The 19,458-nt window shown below is 67.6% G+C and carries 17 protein-coding genes and 1 pseudogene; 7 read left to right on the top strand and 11 right to left on the bottom strand.

Going from position 1 to position 19,458, the window contains the following annotated elements; translation table 11 throughout:
• Nucleotides 1-48 precede the first annotated feature (48 nt).
• Nucleotides 49-1,518, bottom strand: coding sequence for an efflux RND transporter periplasmic adaptor subunit (locus tag KVT39_RS10630; protein ID WP_217588932.1), 1,470 nt, complete (start codon nucleotides 1,516-1,518; stop codon nucleotides 49-51).
• A gap of 26 nt (nucleotides 1,519-1,544) precedes the next feature.
• Nucleotides 1,545-2,858 (bottom strand): TolC family protein, encoded by a 1,314-nt coding sequence (locus KVT39_RS10625; protein ID WP_217588931.1) that lies wholly within the window; start codon nucleotides 2,856-2,858, stop codon nucleotides 1,545-1,547.
• 301 nt (nucleotides 2,859-3,159) lie between these two features.
• Between KVT39_RS10625 and KVT39_RS10620 the strand changes: the two genes are divergently transcribed.
• Together KVT39_RS10620 and KVT39_RS10615 are read left to right on the top strand one after the other, a co-directional pair.
• The gene (locus tag KVT39_RS10620) at nucleotides 3,160-3,876 is read left to right on the top strand and encodes a M35 family metallo-endopeptidase (RefSeq protein ID WP_217588929.1); all 717 of its coding nucleotides are present in this window, start codon (nucleotides 3,160-3,162) and stop codon (nucleotides 3,874-3,876) included.
• Between the two features lie 15 nt (nucleotides 3,877-3,891).
• Nucleotides 3,892-4,341 (top strand): OmpA family protein, encoded by a 450-nt coding sequence (locus KVT39_RS10615; protein ID WP_175746538.1) that lies wholly within the window; start codon nucleotides 3,892-3,894, stop codon nucleotides 4,339-4,341.
• Nucleotides 4,342-4,357: 16 nt separating this feature from the next.
• Here KVT39_RS10615 and KVT39_RS10610 read toward each other — a convergent pair whose 3' ends face one another.
• From KVT39_RS10610 to KVT39_RS10585, 6 genes are all read right to left on the bottom strand, one after another.
• Nucleotides 4,358-5,530 carry a phosphotransferase enzyme family protein gene (locus KVT39_RS10610; RefSeq protein ID WP_217588927.1) on the bottom strand — a complete coding sequence of 391 codons (1,173 nt, stop codon included), beginning with the start codon at nucleotides 5,528-5,530 and terminating at the stop codon, nucleotides 4,358-4,360.
• A 36-nt stretch (nucleotides 5,531-5,566) separates the two neighbouring features.
• On the bottom strand, nucleotides 5,567-6,199 hold the full coding sequence (pnuC, locus tag KVT39_RS10605; protein ID WP_217588925.1) for a nicotinamide riboside transporter PnuC: 633 nt from the start codon (nucleotides 6,197-6,199) through the stop codon (nucleotides 5,567-5,569).
• A 59-nt stretch (nucleotides 6,200-6,258) separates the two neighbouring features.
• Nucleotides 6,259-8,490 carry a TonB-dependent siderophore receptor gene (locus KVT39_RS10600; protein ID WP_217588924.1) on the bottom strand — a complete coding sequence of 744 codons (2,232 nt, stop codon included), beginning with the start codon at nucleotides 8,488-8,490 and terminating at the stop codon, nucleotides 6,259-6,261.
• A gap of 607 nt (nucleotides 8,491-9,097) precedes the next feature.
• Entirely contained in the window at nucleotides 9,098-9,301 is a 204-nt protein-coding gene (locus tag KVT39_RS10595) for a DUF2970 domain-containing protein (RefSeq protein WP_034182111.1), read from the bottom strand.
• A 121-nt stretch (nucleotides 9,302-9,422) separates the two neighbouring features.
• On the bottom strand, nucleotides 9,423-11,492 hold the full coding sequence (locus tag KVT39_RS10590) for a pyridoxamine 5'-phosphate oxidase family protein (protein WP_217588923.1): 2,070 nt from the start codon (nucleotides 11,490-11,492) through the stop codon (nucleotides 9,423-9,425).
• A 36-nt stretch (nucleotides 11,493-11,528) separates the two neighbouring features.
• On the bottom strand, nucleotides 11,529-12,203 hold the full coding sequence (locus KVT39_RS10585; protein WP_034182109.1) for a glutathione S-transferase family protein: 675 nt from the start codon (nucleotides 12,201-12,203) through the stop codon (nucleotides 11,529-11,531).
• 127 nt (nucleotides 12,204-12,330) lie between these two features.
• Here KVT39_RS10585 and KVT39_RS10580 point away from each other — a divergent pair, with 127 nt between their 5' ends.
• Both KVT39_RS10580 and KVT39_RS10575 read left to right on the top strand, forming a co-directional pair.
• A complete protein-coding gene (locus KVT39_RS10580; protein WP_105389691.1) occupies nucleotides 12,331-13,296 on the top strand; it encodes a LysR family transcriptional regulator in 966 nt (321 codons plus the stop codon).
• A gap of 262 nt (nucleotides 13,297-13,558) precedes the next feature.
• Nucleotides 13,559-13,822 (top strand): fucose-binding lectin protein, encoded by a 264-nt coding sequence (locus KVT39_RS10575; protein ID WP_034182107.1) that lies wholly within the window; start codon nucleotides 13,559-13,561, stop codon nucleotides 13,820-13,822.
• Between the two features lie 319 nt (nucleotides 13,823-14,141).
• Here KVT39_RS10575 and KVT39_RS10570 read toward each other — a convergent pair whose 3' ends face one another.
• A complete protein-coding gene (locus KVT39_RS10570) occupies nucleotides 14,142-14,798 on the bottom strand; it encodes a TetR/AcrR family transcriptional regulator (RefSeq protein WP_217588922.1) in 657 nt (218 codons plus the stop codon).
• Nucleotides 14,799-14,886: 88 nt separating this feature from the next.
• Here KVT39_RS10570 and KVT39_RS10565 point away from each other — a divergent pair, with 88 nt between their 5' ends.
• Genes KVT39_RS10565 through KVT39_RS10555 form a run of 3 tightly spaced genes read left to right on the top strand, consistent with a single transcriptional unit; the run spans nucleotide 14,887 to nucleotide 18,363 of the window.
• Nucleotides 14,887-15,789, top strand: a complete 903-nt coding sequence (locus KVT39_RS10565; RefSeq protein WP_131947086.1) for an SDR family oxidoreductase — start codon at nucleotides 14,887-14,889, stop codon at nucleotides 15,787-15,789.
• Nucleotides 15,786-17,369, top strand: coding sequence for an NAD(P)/FAD-dependent oxidoreductase (locus tag KVT39_RS10560; protein ID WP_131947085.1), 1,584 nt, complete (start codon nucleotides 15,786-15,788; stop codon nucleotides 17,367-17,369). The genes KVT39_RS10565 and KVT39_RS10560 overlap by 4 nt, the downstream gene beginning before the upstream one ends.
• A 7-nt stretch (nucleotides 17,370-17,376) precedes the next feature.
• Nucleotides 17,377-18,363, top strand: coding sequence for an alpha/beta fold hydrolase (locus KVT39_RS10555; protein ID WP_131947084.1), 987 nt, complete (start codon nucleotides 17,377-17,379; stop codon nucleotides 18,361-18,363).
• A 54-nt stretch (nucleotides 18,364-18,417) separates the two neighbouring features.
• On the opposite strand, the gene KVT39_RS10550 is transcribed toward KVT39_RS10555, so the two are convergent.
• A complete protein-coding gene (locus tag KVT39_RS10550; RefSeq protein WP_034182102.1) occupies nucleotides 18,418-18,816 on the bottom strand; it encodes a carboxymuconolactone decarboxylase family protein in 399 nt (132 codons plus the stop codon).
• Between the two features lie 362 nt (nucleotides 18,817-19,178).
• Nucleotides 19,179-19,458, bottom strand: a pseudogene (locus KVT39_RS38450) (highly repetitive protein); the annotation flags it as partial.

The raw sequence follows: 19,458 nt of genomic DNA, 5'->3' as shown, positions 1-19,458 counted from the left end.
CGGGCCGCGAGCAGGGCTGCACATCGCGCGACGGCGCATACGTCACGCTCATTCATGTTCGGCGCTCCCCTTGCCGAGTTCGGCCTTCAGCACGAAGCTGTTCGACGCCGCGTATTCCTGGCCCTGCTTGAGCCCCTTCAGCACCTCGGTCGCGCGCTCGTCGCGACGCCCCGTTTCGACCGCCTGCGCGACGAATCCCTTCGGCGAGCGCACGAACACGGAAGGTGCGCCGTCGACGTCCTGCAGCGCGTCGCTCGCCACCGCCAGCGGCACGCTCTGCTTGCCCGCGTCGACCGACACGTTCACGAACATCCCCGGGCGCCACACGCCGTCCGGGTTCGGCAACACGACGCGCGCCGGTGCGGTGCGCGTCTGTTCGCCGAGCAGCGAACCGACGTATGCGATCGGGCCGCTCGAACGCGATTCGAACGCGGTCGCGATCACGGTCGCGTCGCGGCCGACGCGCACGTCGTTGAGCCGCTGTGCCGGCACGGCCATCTCGGCCCACACGGTCGACAGGTCGGAGATCACGAACATGCTCGCATCGGCGGCGATCGCCTCGCCGGGCGTCGCATGCTTCTCGACGATCGTGCCCGCGAACGGTGCGCGCAGCTCGTAGCGGTTCAGCGCGCCCGCGCCGACCGGCGCGTTCAGCGCGGCGAGCTTCTGCCGCGCGTTCTGCGCGGCAATCTCGGCCTCGCGCAACTGCACCTGCGCCTGCTGGTAATCCTGCTCGGCCGAGATGCGCTCCTTCCACAGCGTACGTTCACGCTCGTAGGTCGCACGCGCACCCGACAGCCGGCGCTCGGCCGTCAGCAGTTCGCTGCGCCGGTCCGCAAGATCGGTGCTCGCGATCACGGCCAGCACCTGCCCCTTCGTGACGTTCTGCCCGAGCGACACCGGTACCTGCTCGACGATGCCGGCCACCCGCGGCACGACGTGCGCGGTGCGATCCTCGTTGAACTTGATCTCGCCCGGCAACTGGAACGGCGTCGCGATCTGCGCGGGGCCGGCCTTCGCGAGCGCGATCCTCGAGGTCGCCAGCTGCGCGTCGGTCAGTGCGATCGCGCCGTCGGCGCGCGCGAACGGGAACGACGCGGCGTCGCTGCCCGCCTTGACGTCGATCGTCGCGTCGAACACATGCGGCTTGGCGATCGACTGCGCGGACACGAACTTCTGGCCGGCCGCGTCGAAACGCATCGGTTCGTGCGTGCGGTCGTACAGGACCAGCGTGCCGGATACGGTCACGCCCTTGTCGGCCGGCTTGCCGTCGACGAACGGGTAGACGACGAGCCGCGCGTCACCGGGCTTTTCCGTCATGACGATCTCGACGGACAGCCTGCCGCGCTTCAGCACGACGCCGCCCCGCACGCCGGCGCCATCGGCCGGCTGCGCGGCTTCGACAGCCGACGGCGTGGACGCACTGCTGCCGCCCCGCGTGACGGCGAGCGCACCGAGCACGATCCCGGCGCCGCCGAGCACGGCCGCCGCAATGATGAAGATTCTGCTGCGTGACATGATGATCCTTCAGGTGGGAGGGGCGCTTATTGCGTGACGGCCGCGAGCGGCGTGCCGACGAGCCGGCCGATGTCGGCGCGGGCCGCGTGCGCGTCGGCGAGCGCGCGCACGTATTGCGATTGCCCCTGGAACAGCGTGCGCTGCGCGTCGAGCACGTCGAGGAAGCTGAACTTCCCGAGTTCGTAGCCGCGCGACATCGCGTCGAGCGCGAGGCGCGCGGCCGGCAGGATGTCGGACTTCAACCGCTGCGCTTCCTGCTCGGCGGCCTCGAAATTTGCGTAGGCCTGCGTAAGTTCCAGCCGCAGGCGCGTGCGTTCGCGATCGAGATCGGCGTTCGCGCGCGCGGCCTTGTGCGTCGCCTCGAGCAGCGCGCCCTTGTTCGTGTTGAACAGCGGAATCGGGATCGATACGCCGACCACGGCCTGATTGTCGGGCACGCCGCCCGTCGTCACGCGCTTCACGCCCGCGCTGACCGTCACGTCCGGCATGCGCCGCGCGCGTTCGAGCGACACCGCCGCGTTCGAGCGCAGCATCTCGGCGCGCGCGATGCGCGTGAGCGGCGCATCGTCGAGCTGCGCGGTCAGCGCGGACAACGGCTCGACCGGCGGCACGGCTTCCAGGTCGCCGCGCACCGCGAGCCGGTCGCCGCGCGCTTCGCCCATCACCGCGTTGAGCTTCTCGCGCGCGACCTCGACACGGCCGCGCGCGGTCACGACTTCGATCTGCACGCCGGCCGCCGCCACCTGCGCCTTGGTCGCCTCGACCGGCGACACCTTGCCGGCCTGCGCGCGACGCGCCGCGAGATCCGCCGAGCGCGCGGCGATCGCAGCCGATTCCTCGGTAACCTGGAGCTGTCGCTGCGCGGCGAGCAGCCCGTAGAACGCGGAGATCACGTCGGCGCGCACGACGGCGCCCTGTTCGTCGAGCGATGCATTGGCCGCTTCGCGGCCGTAGGACGCGACGTCGAGCCGCGCGCGGCGCTTGCCCCCCAGTTCGATGGTCTGGTTGATCAGCGCGGTCGACGTGCGCTCCGCGCGGCGAAAGCCTTCCTGCAGGAACGAGAGCTCCGGGTTCGGGCGCGCGCCGGCCTGCATCAGCGCGCCCGCGGATGCATCGACGTCGGCGCGCGCGCCGCGCAGCGCCGGATTGTTTCGCGCCGCGACCGCGAGCGCATCGGACAGCGTCAATGACGATGCGGGAAGCGTATCGGACGGCGGCGCATCGATCGACGTCGCGCTGCCGGCTGCGATCGTGGCCGGCCCGGGCGACAGCGAAGGCTGCGCATGAGCCGTCGCGGCCATCGCGAAGACGATGGCCGCGGCGAGGGTGAGCTTGAGCATGTTCGGTTCTGCGTTGACGGTTCGCGACCGATGCTACGGACCGGCCGCAGTGCGAACATGAGGCGAAGATGATATTTCCGTCATGTTGGGCGCGGTGTACTCGCCGAATCGACGGGCATATCAGCTCGGATGGTCAGGTCAGCATAAAAATATCTTTCGAAATTTAGAACCAGTTCTATAGACGTATTCGCTCGAAAAGATGACTGTTCAAGGTCCCGGCAACACAAACGAAAGCATGCTGTTTTATGACCTAAAGGTCGTGCTGCCTCCTTGAAAACCTACGAATCGAGACCTTGAATCAATGAAAAACCTCTTCGATCACAACGAGTACGACTTTGACGCTGACGAAGACAAAGAATGGTTTCTCGTTCACTCCGGGGCCGTCACCAACACAAACCCGGGATCGATGGTTGACGTTTACATCAACACAACCCCCATCTGCCCCAACATGACCAATCGAGAATTTAGAATTATGGCATCGCGACTGCTTAAATGGTCCATAATTCTGGTTGAGCGCAGGATCACCGACCTGAAGCGGTATGACAAAACAACCAAAGACAGAATGATCTATTGGTTCAATCGATGCGATGAAAATACACGACAGTACCTTGTCGACGGCTTCTCACGACATCTCTCCGTTCTCAAAACGCTAACGCCACACCATTTCGTTCGAAGCGATCCGAATCTCGATAGAATGTTAGGTTGCGTTCCGAACATGATCGACATCGAGAATGAGGCCGCTCACGTTTGCGGGCCCAACACGGAGCGCAGGCTTATCAGTATTGCGATGAAGTTTTGTACCGGCTTACGCGATCAGAACATGTTCGGAGATTCCCGCCTATCCACGCTCATTCACGAAGTCACTCACTTCGTCGACACCTTCGGTAGCGGCGACCCTCGTTACGGGCTCGATCCCACGGCGGCCGCATGGGCAAGGGCCAATCCTGACCAGGCATTGAAGAACGCAGATACCCTCACAGGGTTTGTGATCTACGGCGAAGAATTATTTGCGGAGTAAGGAGCCGAATTCACCATGAGAATTTTTATCACGTCACTCATCGTGCCCATCGTCACGTCGCTCCTTTTCCCGGCAAGCTCCGCGGCGGAATGTCAGGGATCACAAAATCTCCCGTCACAGCAATTTTTCGTAGCCTTCCCCCACAACAGCCACGAGATCTCCGAATCCGAGCAAGTACGAATTGGACGATGGGTTTCAGCAATGAATTCCGATTATCCAATACAAAACTGGATCACTATAATTGGCAGCGCTTCCAAGCTTGAAGCCGATTCGGAACGTCTTGCAACGAAACGAGCTTCCGCGACGGCGAAAGTCGTCATAGACGACGGTCTGATCAACGCACCGTTTCAGATAAAAACGCAAATTTATCCGGCCAATCACACAACGGAATCGACGCCGGAAACCCGTGAGGTCACCATTCAAGTGAGCCCCGGCTGCCTCGACAACTGCTGTACTGGCCATTGACACGAAGTCGGCTCATTCACCGCCGCCGCTGCACGAGCCAGTCGAGCAATTGCCGCCCATCGCGTTCGCCGAACCAGCGCGCGTGCCCGATCAGATAACCGTCGTACGCAACGTCGACGATGGCCGGCGCATCGATGATGCAACCGAAATACGCGACTTCCGACAGCGCGAACTCCGTATGCACGATCGGCAGCAGCGCGACCAGCGCCGCATACGCGTCGTCGCCCAGCGGTTCGAGCGATTCGTAGCCGTCGAGCAGCGCGTCGATCTGCTCGTATTCGATGCGCCGCGCGTCGGCCGGCGCCATCCAGTCGACCGTATTGCGCTCGATCGCGAGCGCGAGGTCCATCACCGCGCAGGTGCGATCCGACAATCCGAAATCGAGCACGGTCCGCACCTGCGCGCCGGGCCCCGCATCGGTCCACAGCAGGTTCGACGCATGCCAGTCGCCATGCGTCCACAACGGCGGCAACGCGGGCAGCAGCGGCACGAGGCGCGCGTGATACGGGCCGATCGCGTCGGCAACGTCGCCGCGCCAGTCGCGCGCGCCGAGCGCACGCACGAGCAGCGGCTGCGATTCGACCCAGCGTTCGAGCGCCCCCGCCAGATCGGCGCACGACAGCACACGGAAACTCGACAGCAGCGTGCGCACGGGTCGCGCGGGCGCATCGTAGCCGGCCGACGCGCGATGCAGCTCGGCCAGCGCGCGGCCGGCCGCATACGCATGCGACGGATGCGTGAACGGCTGCCACGACATCACGCCGCGATACGGATCGACGCCAGGCGCGAGCACATGCACCTCGTACGTCCATTCGCCGGAGGCGAACGCGGTCGCTCCGTCGCGACCGGCGAGCACGTCGACCACGGGCATGCCGCGTTCGCGCAGATGCGCGATGAAACGATGCTCTTCCTCGAGCCCCTCGACATCGCGCAGGCTCACGTGATGACGCTTGACGAACAACCCGCGCCCGTCCGCCATCCGCACCAGCACGGCCGCCGCGAACTGCCGCGGGCTGTGCCACGTCAGCCGGGCCGGCTCGCCGGCACCGTCGATCCGCGCGAGCACCGCCGCGACCTCGTCGTGCGTCATCAGCGGCCAGTCGCGTTCGGCCTGCTCGCCGTCGACGCCGAATTGCGGCGGCGCGACGTCGCGCGATACTGGCCCGTCCGGCTCGAGTGGGAATGACATGAACGAGGTTGCTCCGTAGTTGAATCGATGCGTGAATCAGCGCACGCCGCTGCCCGATGCGAGCGCGCCGCCGGCCGCCGCGCGCAGCGTCGCGGCCGTCCGGCTCCAGTCGCGCCAGCCGACGACGGCGAGCCCGATGAACAGCGCATAGAGTCCGGCCGTCAGATAAAGCTCCTTGAACACGAACATCCCGACGTACACGACGTTCACGACGATCCACAGCCCCCACGACGCGATGTAGCGCCGCGCGGTCCAGTATTGCGCGACGAGGCTGAACGCGGTCAGCGACGCATCGACGAACGGCAGCGCCGCATCGGTCCAGCGCGCCATCATGCCGCCGAGCAGCGCGCTGCCGACGACGGCCGCGATCAGGTCGGGCAGCATCTGCCGCGGCCGCACGCCCGTGACGGGCGCCACGTCGCCGGCCGGCGCCGCGCCGCCGTCGGCTTCGCTCGCGCGCTGCGCGAGCCAGCGCTGCCAGCCGTACACCTGCAGCACCGCGAACGCGCCCTGCAGCAGCATGTCCGAGTACAGCTTCGCGTCGAAGAAAATCCATCCGTACAGAGCGACCGACGCGAGCCCGACCGGCCAGCACAGCATGCGCCGCTTCGCGGTCAGCCAGATCGCGAGCGCGCTGACGATCACGCCGGCGATTTCGAGTGGGGACATCGTCTGTGCTCTCCTGGGTAGCTGCCGGGGCCGCGCGTCACGCAGCCGGTTCCGGACGATCAGAAATCATAGGTCAACGACACGCGCGCGGTGCGCGGCGCACCCGGGAACAGGTACGCATCGCCCTGCTGCTCGCCCGCGTCGCGCCAGTAGAACTTGTTGAACAGATTGTCCACCGATACGCGCAGCACCGTGCGATGACCGCCGATCTTCGTCGTATAGCGTGCGCCGAGATTGAACACGAACCACGACGGCACGCGCGCGGTGCCTTCCTCGTTCGCGTTGCGGGCCGCGCTGTACTCGACGCCGCCGAGCACGTTCAGGCCCGCGACGCCCGGCACCGCGTAGTCCGCATACAGCGACGCGCGCAGCGCGGGCACGTTGATGATCTGGTGTCCTTCGTACGCCGGCGAACCCGAATCGACCGCGCGGGCACGAATCGCCGCGACGCTGGCCGTCAGCGAAAGGCGCTCGGTCGCACGCCCGGCCGCACCGAACTCGATCCCCTGGTGCCGCTGCGTGCCGCGCTGCACGAACGTGTAGGTCGTGCCCGACGCGTCCGGGTCGGCGAACTGGAACGGCTTGCTGATCGAGAACACCGCGGCCGTGAGGCTCAGCCGGTCGAGCCAGTCGTATTTCGCGCCGACCTCGATCTGGTGCGATTCGACGGGCGGCAGGAACGCATACGCGTTGGTCGCGCGCACGGGCGCCTGGTCGCCGAGCGACAGCGCCTTGCTGTACGACGCGTACAGCGACAGCACGTTCACCGGCTTGTAGACGAGCGCGACCTGCGGCAGGAACACCGAGCGGTCGGTGCGCGTGTCCGCGCCGTCGAGGCTGCTCCAGCTGCGCTGGCGCAGCAGCACTTCCTTGCCGCCCGCGAGCACCTGCCAGTGCTCGCCGATGCTGATGCGGTCGAGCCCGAACATGCCGTACTGCCACGCGTCTAGGCGCGGATACGACGGCCCGGGCGAATTCGGCGACGGCGGGAACGCCACGTCGGGCCCGTAGATATTTTCGCTGCCCACGTAGTCGTATACGGCGTCGGCCATGTGCACGACGCGGCGCTGCACGCTCACGCCGAGCGTCAGCTCGTGCCGCAGCGGCCCCGTCGCGAACTTGCCCGTCGTGACCGCGCGCAGATCGTCGTTGCGCCGGTATTCGCCGGGGCTGCGGAAGTCGTATACGTCGTAGTCGCCGTTCGCGCCGAAGAAGAACGGCGACGTCGCGCCGGCCGCGCAGCTTGCCGCGTACGAGCAGCCGTACGCGAACGCGCTGTTGTCGTCGATCATCGTGCGGCTGCGGCCCGCGGCAATGTACGCCTTCCAGTCGTCGTTGAACTGGTAGTCGAAGCGCGCGTTCAGGTTCAGCGCGTCGGTCGTCACCGGTTTCGCCCACGGCTGCGTGCCGAGCGCCTTCGACGTCGTCTTGACCGACGGCACGACGGTGCCGCCGAGCAGCTGGTAGCCGGGCGCGGAACGCTGGATCCACTGCTGGAATTCGGCGTTGAGCTGCAGGCTCGCGCGCGGGCTGATGTCCCAGTCGGCGGCGATCGAGCCGAACGTGCGCCGCCCGTTCGTGCCGTCGATATACGAGTGCATGTTCTCCTTCGCGGCATTGATCCGGAAGCCGAACTGGTTGTCGGGGCCGAAGCGGCGGCCGAGATCGACGGCCGCCGACGTCGAGCCGCGGCTGTCGACGCCGCCCGTCACGCTCGCGACGTTCGCGGAGCGCTTCGTCACGAAGTTGATCACGCCGCCGGGCGCGACGACGCCGCTGTCGATGCCGGCGAGCCCCTTCAGGATCTCGACGCGCTCCTTGTTCTCGAGCGGCACGTTCTGCTCGCCGGACACCGTCAGCCCGTCGATCCGGATCGCGCTCGCGAGATCGACCGGAAAACCGCGGATCGCGAAGCCTTCGAAATAGCCGACCGGCGCGTAGTCGTTGACGACCGACGCGTCGTTGCGCACGACATCGCTGAGCCGCTTCGCCTGCTGGTCGTCGAGCTGCGCGCGCGTGACGACGCTCACCGACGCCGGCGTGTCGCGCAGCGGCGTGTCGTCGAGCCCCGCGACCGACGCGTTGCGCACGCGAAACCCGTTGCCGCGCTCGCCGCTCACCGTGATCGCCGGCAGCGTCGCGCTGCCGGCCGCATCGGCGTCCGGTGCCGGCGCGTCGCCCTGGGCTGCCGCAGCCTGCGCCGCGAAAAGCGTGATGCCGAGACCCACGCCGAGCCCGATCTTCGCGCGCCGCCGCCGTGCGGGCGACGCTGTTGTTTTATTCACCGTCATTGTTCTGGATGGAAAACTCGCCACTCGACCCTGTCGACACACGTTAAGAAGCTGCGAAGCGCCCGCTCGCGGACGAATCGTCACCCGCCCGCGCATCCGGCCGGCACGACATTCATCGGACGAATCGGACGAGATGGCACGCATGCGTGCCGGTCGATCGATCGATCGGGAAAACGCAGGATGGGACATCGGATTCGGGTGACGCACCGGGAGCCGACGCAGCCGTCGACGGGTTCGTCGGGTGCCTGTCGGGCGGCCGGCGGCCTCGCGCGGTCATGTCATGCGGGGGACGCTTCGAACGCCGCGGTGCGGGCGTCGGGCAGTTGTGCGCGCCGTTCGTCGGAACGGCGGCCAGCCCGTCGCACGCGACATCGCGGCGTGGCGCGCATTTTACCCCGGGCGGGGATCAGGACCGTGGAATCGGGCGGAACGGGAGGCGGGAAAGAACGGGAATGGGGAAACGCGATTCGTGCCACATCGCAACGGCGGCGATGTGGCAGCGATGCTCGGCGCGCACGGCAACCTCGAAGACCGGCGCAGTCATGCGCCGGTCATGCGGCTGGAAACCGAAGCGGGAATGATCTCCCGCTCGCAATTCACGCGCCGCTCAGAACCCCTGCATCGTCACGGTCGGATCGACGACCAGATGCACGACGCCGTAGATGACCGCGCCGACGAGCAGCGCGAGCAGAATCGCCACGAACGGCAGCAGCGTGAAGTTGACGTTAGCGAGATCGGCTGCGTGCGCCTTGCTGTTGCGTACGCCGAAGAAACTCCACAGGACCAGCTTGATCATGCCGAGCAGTTTCATGATTGGCTCCTTTCATCGAATCGGTTGACGCTATCGTCGATCCGACCGGCATCCGAAAAAAGAAGCAGTTGCGCGAGCTTTTCGCGCAGCAGGCCGTCTGCGGCCGCATGTCGCAGGCGCGTCAGCGGTCGAGCACGAGCGGCTCCGTCGCGCCTTGCGCGGGCCGCGCGACGCACAGCAGCGCGCAGCCGGGTTCGACCGCCGCATCGGGCGTTTGCTCGTAGTCGACCGCGCCGGACAGCACGCGCGTCGCGCACGTGCCGCACGAACCGGAGCGGCATTCGGACGGCACGGCGACGCGCTGCCCTTCCGCGAAGTCGAGCAGCGTGCCGTCGGCGGGCGTCCATGCGGCTTCGCGCCCGGTGCGCCGGAACACGACCGGCACGCCTGCCGTGCCTGCCGCTCGGGTCACGCTGCGCGCCACGCTCGACGGCCCGAACGCCTCGAAACGGATGCGTTCGTCCGGCACGTTCAGCGCGCGCAGCCCGTCGTACAGGTCGCGCATGAACGCCGACGGCCCGCACAGGTAGAAGTCGTAGTCGTCGAACGGCAGGAGCCGCTTCAGTTGCGCGATGTCGATGCGGCCGGCCCGCGCTGACGTGTCGCCATGCGGACGGCTGTCGAACCAGTGCAGCGACAGCCGTGCATCGGCCGCCGCGATGCGCGCCAGTTCCGCCGCGAACGGCCGGTCGGCCGCTTCGCGCGCGCCGTGCACGAACACCACGCGGCGCGACGGCGCGGCGTCGGCCAGCGCGCGGCGCAGCATCGCGACCATCGGCGTGATGCCGATGCCGGCCGACACGAGCACGGCCGGGCGCGGACTCGCGAGATCGAACGTGAAGCGGCCGCGCGGCATCTGCGCGTCGAGCGTCATGCCCGCCTGCGCGTGATCGTGCAGCCATGCCGACACGCGCCCTTCGCGCTTCACCGTGATCCGGTAATGCGCGCCGCCCGGTGCATCGGAAAGCGTGTAGCTGCGTATCGACGGTGCATCGCTGCCCGGCAGCGCAACACGCAGCGTCAGATGCTGCCCGGCTTCGTATGCGGGCAACGCGCCGCCGTCCACCGGTTCGAAATGGATCGAGCGGATCGCGCGCGCTTCGTCGACGATCTTCGCGATGCGCAGCGATCGCCATGTGCTTGCCGATGTGCTTGCCGATCCGGTTGCCGATGCGGACGGCACCGGCTCGACCGCCGCCGGCGCCGCTCCACCAGCGGCCGCCGCCATCGCCGCGAACTGCGGCGCGCGCTCGACCGCCGACCATCGGAACGGCAGCACCGCGCGCATGCGCCGCACCTCCCGCACATGAAACCGTACGACACGCTGCGCGCCGTCGAACGACGCGACGAGCGGCCCGTCCCACACGATCTCGGCGCGCGCGGCGACATACAGCAGGTCACCGCTGTCGAAATCGACGAACAGCAGCCCCGCGCGCGGATCGTGCTGCAGGTTGCCGAGCGTGTTGAAGAAACGGTTGCCGCTGAAATCCGGCGTCGTCAGCGTGTACGCATCGTCGACGCGCACGAAGCCCGGCATCCCGCCGCGATGCGACACGTCCGCGCCGCGCGCGGCGCCCGCGTCCGCCGACGTGTTCGCGCTCGCGACGAAGAACGTATCGGCCTGCGCGAGCAGCGCGCGATCCGCATCGCTCAGCCGGTCCGATACATCGGGCTCGACCGGTGCATCGCCGTCGCGCGCGACGAACGTCGGCGTGCGGCCCTGGATGTACTTCGCGCAGTTGCCGAAGCTCTGCTCGACCGCGATCGTCAGCGCATCGCCGTCGACCGCGCGCACGACGCCATTGACGCGATTGCGCCGCCGCGTATCGAATTCGATCCCGAGCCCCCCAAGCGGCGCGCCCGGCTGCCACGCGCCGTCCAGCGGATCGCCAGGCAGCGCGGGCGCCGCGATGCGCAGCGTGCGCGCATCCGGCGACGTGACGAACCCCGGCGCGCCGGCCCGCAGCGTCGCCCACGGCTGGCCGTGTGCATCGACGCCACCGAGCACGAAGAACGGCAGCTGCGCGAAAAACGTCCGGTGCTGGTCCGGCATGAAGCGCCGGATTCCGCGCCGGCCGGCCGCGCCCGCGGCTTCCGTTACGCCCGCGCGCTGCTGCACGGCGAGTTCGCCCGCGTGAAACGGCGCGGCGTCGAGTTCCCAGCCCGGTACGGCGGCGGTCGGAGCATTCATCGCGTTCTCCTTGAACAGGCGCGGCTTCGATCGGCGTTACGCGGCGAGCAGGCCCGCGCGCGTCGTCGGCATGCCGACGAAACCCGGCAGCGCCTCGACGCGCGCCAGCCATGCGCGCACGTGCGGATACGGTTCGAGCGACACGCCGCCTTCCGGCGCATGCGCGATGTACGTGTATGCGGCGATGTCCGCGATCGTCGGCTCGGCGCCGGCGGCGAACGGCTTGCCGGCCAGTTCGCGGTCGATCACGTCGAGCAGCTTCGCGGCCGTGCGCTTGGCCGCTTCCTGGTCGAGCGGCGCGCCGAACACGGTCACGAGCCGTGCGGCGGCAGGCCCCGTCGCGATCGGCCCGGCCGCGTACGACAGCCAGCGCTGCACGACCGCCGCGCCGGCCGGGTCGTCGGGCAGCCAGTGCGCGTCGCCGTAGCGCTTCGCGAGATACACGAGGATCGCGTTCGAATCGGCGAGCACGGTGCCGTCGTCGTCGATCACCGGCACCTGCCCGAGCGGATTGAGCGCGAGGAACGCCGGTTCGCGCTGCGCGCCGGCCGCGAGGTCGATGTCGACGATCTCGGCCGGCAGGCCGAGCAGCGACAGGAACAACCGGACGCGATGCGCGTGCCCGGACAACGGGAACGAATAGACGCGAATCGCGGCGACGGGCTTACCGGTGGCGGGCGGTGCGGAGGCAGGCTTGCTGGCGACGGACATGGAAAACACTCCGGAATCTCGCGTCGCCGGGAATCGGCGACGAACGGCCCCAGCGTAGCGCTCGCGGTTCGCGGCCAGAAGACGGATAATCGCTGAAACATTATCCGCTTTCATAGGACAATCAACGATGGCCGATCTGCGCGACGTGAACCTGAACCGGCTGGCGATCTTCGTCGCGGTGGTCGATGCCGGCTCGCTGACGGCCGCGGCCGAGCGGCTCGGCCTCGCGAAGACGGTCGTCAGCACGCACATGCAGCGCCTCGAATCCGAGGTCGGCGCGAACCTGCTCGTACGCACGACGCGGCGGCTCAGCGTGACCGACGCGGGGCGTACGTTCTACGACGCGTGCCGCGCCATCGTGCGCGCCACTGAAGCCGCGCTCGATGCTGTGTCGTCCGACGCGGGGCCGCTGCGCGGCACGCTGCGCGTGAGCGTGCCGATCGACTACGGCGCGCAGGTCGTCGCGCCGGCCGTCGTCGCGCTGCGCGACTTGCATCCGGGGCTCGACGTCGAGCTGGTCGCGAACGACCGCGTCGTCGATCTCGTCGCGGACAACCTCGACGTCGCGATCCGCATCGGCCGCCTCGCCGATTCGAACTATCGCGCGGTGCAGCTCGGCACGTACGAGAAATGGCTGGTCGCGAGCCCCGCGTTCGTCGCGCGCTACGGGCTGCCGCGCGATACGGATGCGCTTGCCGCGCTGCCGTTCGTGATGCTGTCGACGTTGCCGCGCCCGCACACGTTCGAACTCGACGACGCGCGCGGCGGCAGCATGTCGGTGCGCTGCGTCGCGCCGGTCGTGTCGAACACCGCAACCGCATGCCGCGCGATCGTGCTCGCGGGCGGCGGCTTCGGGCTGCTGACGGATTTCTCGACCGCCGACGACGTCGCGGCCGGCCGGCTCGTGCGGCTGCTGCCCGCATGGCGCTCGGCGCCGGCCGGGATTCATGCGGTGTATCCGTCGACGCGGCTGCCTTCGCCGAAGGTGCGGGCATTCATCGATGCGATGAAGCAAAGGATCGGCGAAACGCCGCGGCGGCCGACCGCTGCCACACCCGCACGCGCGACACGCTCGAAGCGCGCGGCACACTGAATCGGCCGGCTCGCCGGCAACCTGTGCCCGCGAGCGGCACGAACCGTCTCGGCGACACCTGTTTCGAACCCGCGCACCATGATTTTTACATCCTTCCAACTTACTTTCAGATCGCTCGAAAATGTGAATAAACGCGATTATTGAAGCCAAACATTCGCATATTGTTTTTACGGTTTACCTTATAACCTTATTCCGGTAATACGCTGACCTGCGTTTACCAAACCGCTTCAATTCTCCGATTCATTCAAATAAGGAGTTTGAAATGCAAACCGCCGCAATTTCATGGGGAACCACGCCGTCGATTCGTGTCTACACGGCCAACGGCAACAAGATCACCGAACGCTGCTACGACGGGTCGAACTGGTACACGGGCGCGTTCGCCCAGGCGGGCGACAACGTGTCCGCCACGTGCTGGCTGGTGGGAAGCGCCGTTCACATCCGCGTGTACGCGACGAGCGGCGGCACGACGACCGAGTATTGCTGGGATGGTGACGGCTGGACCCGGGGCGGATACACGGGTTCCTGATCAATCGTGCCTGGGGCGCGAAGGATTTCGCGCCACGATCGGCGCAATGCGAGCTGTTTTTTGCGTTGCGCCGCTTTTTTATTCGCTCCAGATTGTTTTCATCAATTCATCGCCACATGGAAGCGAAATAAAAAACAATGATGGTTTTTGAAAATAATTACCCACTTAAAAAAACGATCGCCTTTTAATTATTAAAAAGACGACTAAATCGCACCAAAAGCCAAAATGGCGCCCCGTGCGCCGTGTGATTGCCGCATTCGTTTCATTTTCAGCCTGCAATTTTCCGGGGGGGTAACAGGAACGGTGCGATGCCATCCGGTTAGCCAATCTCCCGCAATGTCCCCAGCAGCACCTTCCTGCAACTCGCAACCATCTGCGCTTCCGGATCGCGATAGTCGGTGAGCAGCCACGCCGCGCCGACGTTCGTCATCGCGCCGACGAGCGCGAGCCCGATCAGCCGCTGCTCGGTGCGCTCCACGGGCGTCGCGGCCTCGTGCGGTACGCCGATCGCCATGATCAGCTTGCCGAAGTCGATCAGCATGCGCTGGTACGTCATGTCGGTATCCGCGCTCACGCCCATCACCTCGAGCAGCAGCACGCGCGCCGCACACGGATCGCGCAGGAACGCGAAGAACGCGGCGAGCCCCGCGTCGACGCTCTCGCGCAGATCGCCGCCGCGCGCGGCGACCGCCTGTGCGACCGCGTCATGCAGCTGCTCCGCGTGATGCAGGTAGGTGCAGCGCAGCAAATCCTCGGTGCTGTCGAACGCCGCATAGAAATAGCGATCGTTCAGCTTCGCTTCCTGGCAGATCGACCGCACGGTCGCCTTGCGGAACCCGACCGTGCCGAACACGTGCGTCGCTGCGCGGATCAGCGCGTCGCGCCGCTCGGCGGCACGCACCTCGGGCGCCACGCCGCCGTACGACCGGCCCCGTTTTTTCGTTTCGAGTGCTTTCTCCATTCCGCTATTTGACATCAGGACACCCGAAAACTAAAGTGGTGACGACCAACACCACAATAGACGTGCCGCCGGCGCAGCATAAGCGGAACGGGAGGAGCAACGGATGAACGGGTTTTCCGGCAAGGTCGCCGCGATCACGGGCGCCGGTTCGGGCATGGGCCGCAGCCTCGCGGTCGAGCTCGCGCGGCGCGGCTGCGAGGTCGCGCTCGCCGACGTCAGCGAAACCGGGCTCGCCGGTACGGCGGCCGCGTGCGCGCAGCACGGCGAGCGCGTGAGCACGCGGCGGCTCGACGTCGCCGACCGCGACGCGGTGTTCGCGTGGGCCGATTTCGTCCGCGCCGAACACGGCAAGGTCAACCTGATCTTCAACAATGCGGGCGTGTCGCTCGCCGCCAGCGCCGAAACCGCGCACATCGCCGATGTCGAATGGATCGTCGGCATCAATTTCTGGGGCGTCGTGCACGGCACGCAGGCGTTCCTGCCGCACCTGCGCGCGTCGGGCGACGGCCACGTCGTCAACACGTCGAGCCTGTTCGGGCTCGTCGCGATGCCGACGCAAAGCGCGTACAACGCAACCAAGTTCGCGGTGCGCGGCTTCACCGAGGCGCTGCGGATGGAGCTCGAACTCGACGGCGCGCCGGTGAGCGCGACCTGCGTGCATCCGGGCGGCGTCGCGACGAACATCGTCGATGCGGGCCGCGTCGATACCAGCATCCACGCGCTCACGGGCCAGGACGAAGCGACCCATCGCCGGCAGGCGAACCGCCTGATCAACGCGACGACCGCCGACGATGCCGCGCGGCAGATCCTCGCGGGCGTCGAGCGCAATGCGCGCCGCGTGCTCGTCGGCGCCGACGCGCGCCGGCTCGACCGGATCGCGCGCCTGCTCGGCGCCGGTTACCAGTGGCTGATGCTGCGCCATGTGCGCCGCGCCCGTGCACGCAATCTCGAACGCGCCCCCGCCCGGGCCGCACGCCCGGCCACGCCGACCAAGGACCCCGCATGACCTCGACGACGACCGACCGGCGCGACGCGCCGCCCGCCCCCGGCGCCCGCCATGACCGTGGCGACGGCAACGACCTCGACGTGCTGATCGTCGGCGCCGGCCTGTCCGGCATCGGCGCCGCGTATCACCTGAAGCAGCGCTGCCCGCATGCGAGCGTCGCGATCGTCGAGGCGCGCGACGCGATCGGCGGCACCTGGGACCTGTTCCGCTATCCGGGCGTCCGTTCGGATTCCGACATGTTCACGCTCGGCTACAGCTTCCGCCCGTGGCACAGCGACAAGGCGATCTCCGACGGCCAGACGATCCTCGACTACATCCGCGACACCGCGCGCACGTACGGGATCGACAAGACGATCCGCTACGGCCAGAAGGTCGTCGCGGCCGACTGGGACTCGAACCGCGCGCGCTGGACGGTGCGCATCGAGCGCACGCGCGACGGCGCGGCCGACACGCTCGTCTATACCTGCCGCTTCCTGTTCATGTGCAGCGGCTATTACGACTACGACGCCGGCTACCTGCCCGACTGGCCCGGCATGGACACGTTCGAGGGCAAGCTCGTGCATCCGCAGCACTGGCCGAAGGATCTGACCTACGCGAACCGGCGCGTCGTCGTGATCGGCAGCGGCGCGACGGCCGTCACGCTCGTGCCGTCGATGGCGGCCGACGCGCGGCACGTGACGATGCTGCAGCGCTCGCCGACCTACATCGTGTCGCTGCCCGCGCGCGACAGGATCGCGAACGCGCTGCGCCGCGTGCTGCCGGCGCGGCTCGCGCACCGGCTCGTGCGCGTGAAGAACGTGCTGCTGACGATGTACCTGTACAACGTGTCGCGCCGCAAGCCCGACCAGACGAAGAAATTCATCATCCGCGCGGCCAGCAAGCAGCTCGGCCCCGGCTTCGACGTCGCGAAGCACCTGACGCCGCGCTACATGCCGTGGGACCAGCGCGTGTGCCTCGTGCCGAACGGCGACCTGTTCAAGTCGATCCGCGCGGGCCGCGCGTCGATCGTCACCGACGAGATCGAGCGCTTCACGCCGACCGGCCTCCAGCTGAAGAGCGGCCAGCAGCTCGACGCGGACGTGATCGTCACCGCGACCGGGCTGAAGGTGAAACTGCTCGGCGGCGCGCGCGTCACGGTCGACGGCCGCGCGGTCGATCTGCCGGAGACCGTGTCGTACAAGGGCATGATGTACAGCGACGTGCCGAACCTCGCGTCGTCGTTCGGCTACACGAATGCGTCGTGGACGCTGAAGGCCGAGCTGATCGCGCGCTACGTGTGCCGGCTGCTCAACCACATGCGCGCGAACGGCTATGACACGTGCGTGCCGCGGCTCGGCGCCGGCGATCTCGGCGACGTGCCGGCCGTCAACCTGAGCTCGGGCTACATCCAGCGCGCGGCCGGCATCCTGCCGAAGCAGGGCCATCGCAAGCCTTGGAAATTCCATCAGAACTACGTGCTCGATCTCGCATCGCTGAAGTTCGGCGCGCTCGCCGATTCGGCGATGCATTTCGAACGCCGCGCGAAAACCGGCCCGGCTGCGACCCCGCCGGTTGCCGAACCCGCACTCGAAACCCGCTGAGGCCGACATGACCCCTACGCTCCATCTGATCCTGAACGTGCTGCTCGGCGTCGTCGCGGTGCTCGCCGCGCTCGCGCTGTTTTCCGGCTACGTCGCCAGCCGCGTGACGCGCGCGTTCCCGCCCGAAGGCCGCTTCGTCGACATCGGCGGCGACCGCATCCACTACGTCGAATACGGCAACGGCCCGCCGATCGTGTTCGTTCACGGGCTCGCGGGGCAGCTGCGCAACTTCGCGTACCTGCCGCTCGCGCGGCTCGCGCAGCGGCATCGCGTGATCCTGATCGACCGGCCCGGCGCCGGCCGCTCGACCCGCGGCGCGGGCTCGCAGGCGAACGTGTTCGCGCAGGCGCGCACGGTCGCCGCGTTCATCGACGCGCTGCGGCTCGACAAGCCCGTGCTGGTCGGCCATTCGCTCGGCGGCGCGATCGCGCTCGCGGTCGGCCTCAACCATCCTGATCGCGTGAGCCGGCTCGCGTTGATCGCGCCGCTGTCGCACGAGCAATCCGAGCCGCCGGCGCCGTTCCGGCCGCTGATGCTGCCGTCGCCGCTGGTGCGCCGCTTCGTGTCGTGGACCTTCGCAATCCCGCTGACGATCCTGACCGGCCGCAACGCCGTGCGCCAGGTGTTCGCACCGGAAGACGTGCCGCGCGACTTCCCCACCAAGGGCGGCGGGCTGCTCGGGATGCGGCCGCATGTGTTCTACGCGACCGCGACCGACCTGCTGTCGGCGCCCGTCGACCTGCCCGCGATGGTGCGCCGCTATGCGGAGCTCACGCTGCCGGTCGACGTGCTGTACGGCCACGCCGATCCGATCCTGAACTGGCGCGAGCACGGCGACGCGCTCGCGAAGAAATCGGCGCGCGTGCGGCTGAAGGTCGTCGAGGGCGGGCACATGCTGCCGGTCACGCTTCCGGATGCAACGGCCGACTGGCTGCTCGAAGTCGCCGCCGCGCCGGCCGACGCCGTCGCACGAGTTGCGCGTATCGAGTCCTGAGCGGAAACGACGCGGGGCCTGATTCAGTGCCGTGCAGCCGGTGCTGCGACGGAATCAGGCTTCGTCGTCGGGCACCGACAGCCCGAGATCCGCGATCACCTCGCGCGCGTTGCGGAATGCCTCGACCGCGGCCGGCGCGCCCGCGTACAGCGCGCTGTGCAGCAGCACCTCGCGGATCTCGACGAGGCTCGCGCCGTTATTCAGCGCGCCGCGAATGTGACCCTTCAGCTCCGTGCCGCGGCCGAGCGCCGCCAGCATCGCGCAGGTGCACAGGCTGCGCGTCTTCAGGTCGATCCCGCCCCGGTGCCACGTGCTGCCCCACGCGTGTTCGTTCAGCCAGTCCTGCAACGGACGCGAAAATCCGTCGAGGTCGCGCATCGCGCTCTCGACGAACGCCTCGCCCATTACGTCGATCCGCCGCGCCTTGCCGTATTCCCTGTCCTGTTCGCTCATGTCCGTGTCCTGGGTGAAGTCGTGGTCGTGGCCGCAGCGGCGTCGCCGGCGGCCGGGAGATTTCGCGCCATGTTCACGGGGTCGGCGCGTTGCGTCAAAGATGCGGCCCTCGGTTCGCGGCTGTTCGCGTGACGGGCGGTCGAACGCTACGTAACATCCGGCCGCGCGTTACGGCGGCTTACGGGAACATCGCAACCGTCGCATCAGTACACGGTACGTGCCCGTCGCGCAAAACCGCCATTCCTCCGTTTAAATCGCGTTGATATTCCCGATTCCCGCAACAAAGCGCGACGCCGTTTCGATAAATCCGTCATGGCGCGGAATTTGCAGTGGAGGCTTGGACACACTTCCAATGTCGAGGCCTACATGCACAATATATTCAAGAAGACGACGGTAACGATGGCCGTCGCGTCGCTGCTCGCGCTGTACGGTTGCGGCTCGGTCGACGGACCGACGACCCCGCCGACGATCAAGCCGAGCACGTCGGGGACGGGCGGCACTTCAGGGACGTCCGGTACGTCGGGCGGCGGTTCGTCGGGGACGTCGGGTGGCGGAAGTTCGGGTACGTCCGGTAGCTCGGGTACTTCCGGTACGTCGGGCACCTCCGGTACGTCGGGTACTTCCGGTACCTCAGGCACTTCC

This window comes from Burkholderia sp. GbtcB21 (genome assembly GCF_019091065.1).
Lineage (GTDB): Bacteria > Pseudomonadota > Gammaproteobacteria > Burkholderiales > Burkholderiaceae > Burkholderia > Burkholderia pyrrocinia_C.
This window is presented reverse-complemented; position numbering and strand designations above follow the sequence as displayed.

Coding starts and splice junctions, on each gene's coding strand:
- KVT39_RS10630 (WP_217588932.1), bottom strand. CDS start 1,518: ATGTCACGCAGCAGAATCTTCATCATTGCGGCGGCCGTGCTCGGCGGC.
- KVT39_RS10625 (WP_217588931.1), bottom strand. CDS start 2,858: ATGCTCAAGCTCACCCTCGCCGCGGCCATCGTCTTCGCGATGGCCGCG.
- KVT39_RS10620 (WP_217588929.1), top strand. CDS start 3,160: ATGAAAAACCTCTTCGATCACAACGAGTACGACTTTGACGCTGACGAA.
- KVT39_RS10615 (WP_175746538.1), top strand. CDS start 3,892: ATGAGAATTTTTATCACGTCACTCATCGTGCCCATCGTCACGTCGCTC.
- KVT39_RS10610 (WP_217588927.1), bottom strand. CDS start 5,530: ATGTCATTCCCACTCGAGCCGGACGGGCCAGTATCGCGCGACGTCGCG.
- pnuC (WP_217588925.1), bottom strand. CDS start 6,199: ATGTCCCCACTCGAAATCGCCGGCGTGATCGTCAGCGCGCTCGCGATC.
- KVT39_RS10600 (WP_217588924.1), bottom strand. CDS start 8,490: ATGACGGTGAATAAAACAACAGCGTCGCCCGCACGGCGGCGGCGCGCG.
- KVT39_RS10595 (WP_034182111.1), bottom strand. CDS start 9,301: ATGAAACTGCTCGGCATGATCAAGCTGGTCCTGTGGAGTTTCTTCGGC.
- KVT39_RS10590 (WP_217588923.1), bottom strand. CDS start 11,492: ATGAATGCTCCGACCGCCGCCGTACCGGGCTGGGAACTCGACGCCGCG.
- KVT39_RS10585 (WP_034182109.1), bottom strand. CDS start 12,203: ATGTCCGTCGCCAGCAAGCCTGCCTCCGCACCGCCCGCCACCGGTAAG.
- KVT39_RS10580 (WP_105389691.1), top strand. CDS start 12,331: ATGGCCGATCTGCGCGACGTGAACCTGAACCGGCTGGCGATCTTCGTC.
- KVT39_RS10575 (WP_034182107.1), top strand. CDS start 13,559: ATGCAAACCGCCGCAATTTCATGGGGAACCACGCCGTCGATTCGTGTC.
- KVT39_RS10570 (WP_217588922.1), bottom strand. CDS start 14,798: ATGTCAAATAGCGGAATGGAGAAAGCACTCGAAACGAAAAAACGGGGC.
- KVT39_RS10565 (WP_131947086.1), top strand. CDS start 14,887: ATGAACGGGTTTTCCGGCAAGGTCGCCGCGATCACGGGCGCCGGTTCG.
- KVT39_RS10560 (WP_131947085.1), top strand. CDS start 15,786: ATGACCTCGACGACGACCGACCGGCGCGACGCGCCGCCCGCCCCCGGC.
- KVT39_RS10555 (WP_131947084.1), top strand. CDS start 17,377: ATGACCCCTACGCTCCATCTGATCCTGAACGTGCTGCTCGGCGTCGTC.
- KVT39_RS10550 (WP_034182102.1), bottom strand. CDS start 18,816: ATGAGCGAACAGGACAGGGAATACGGCAAGGCGCGGCGGATCGACGTA.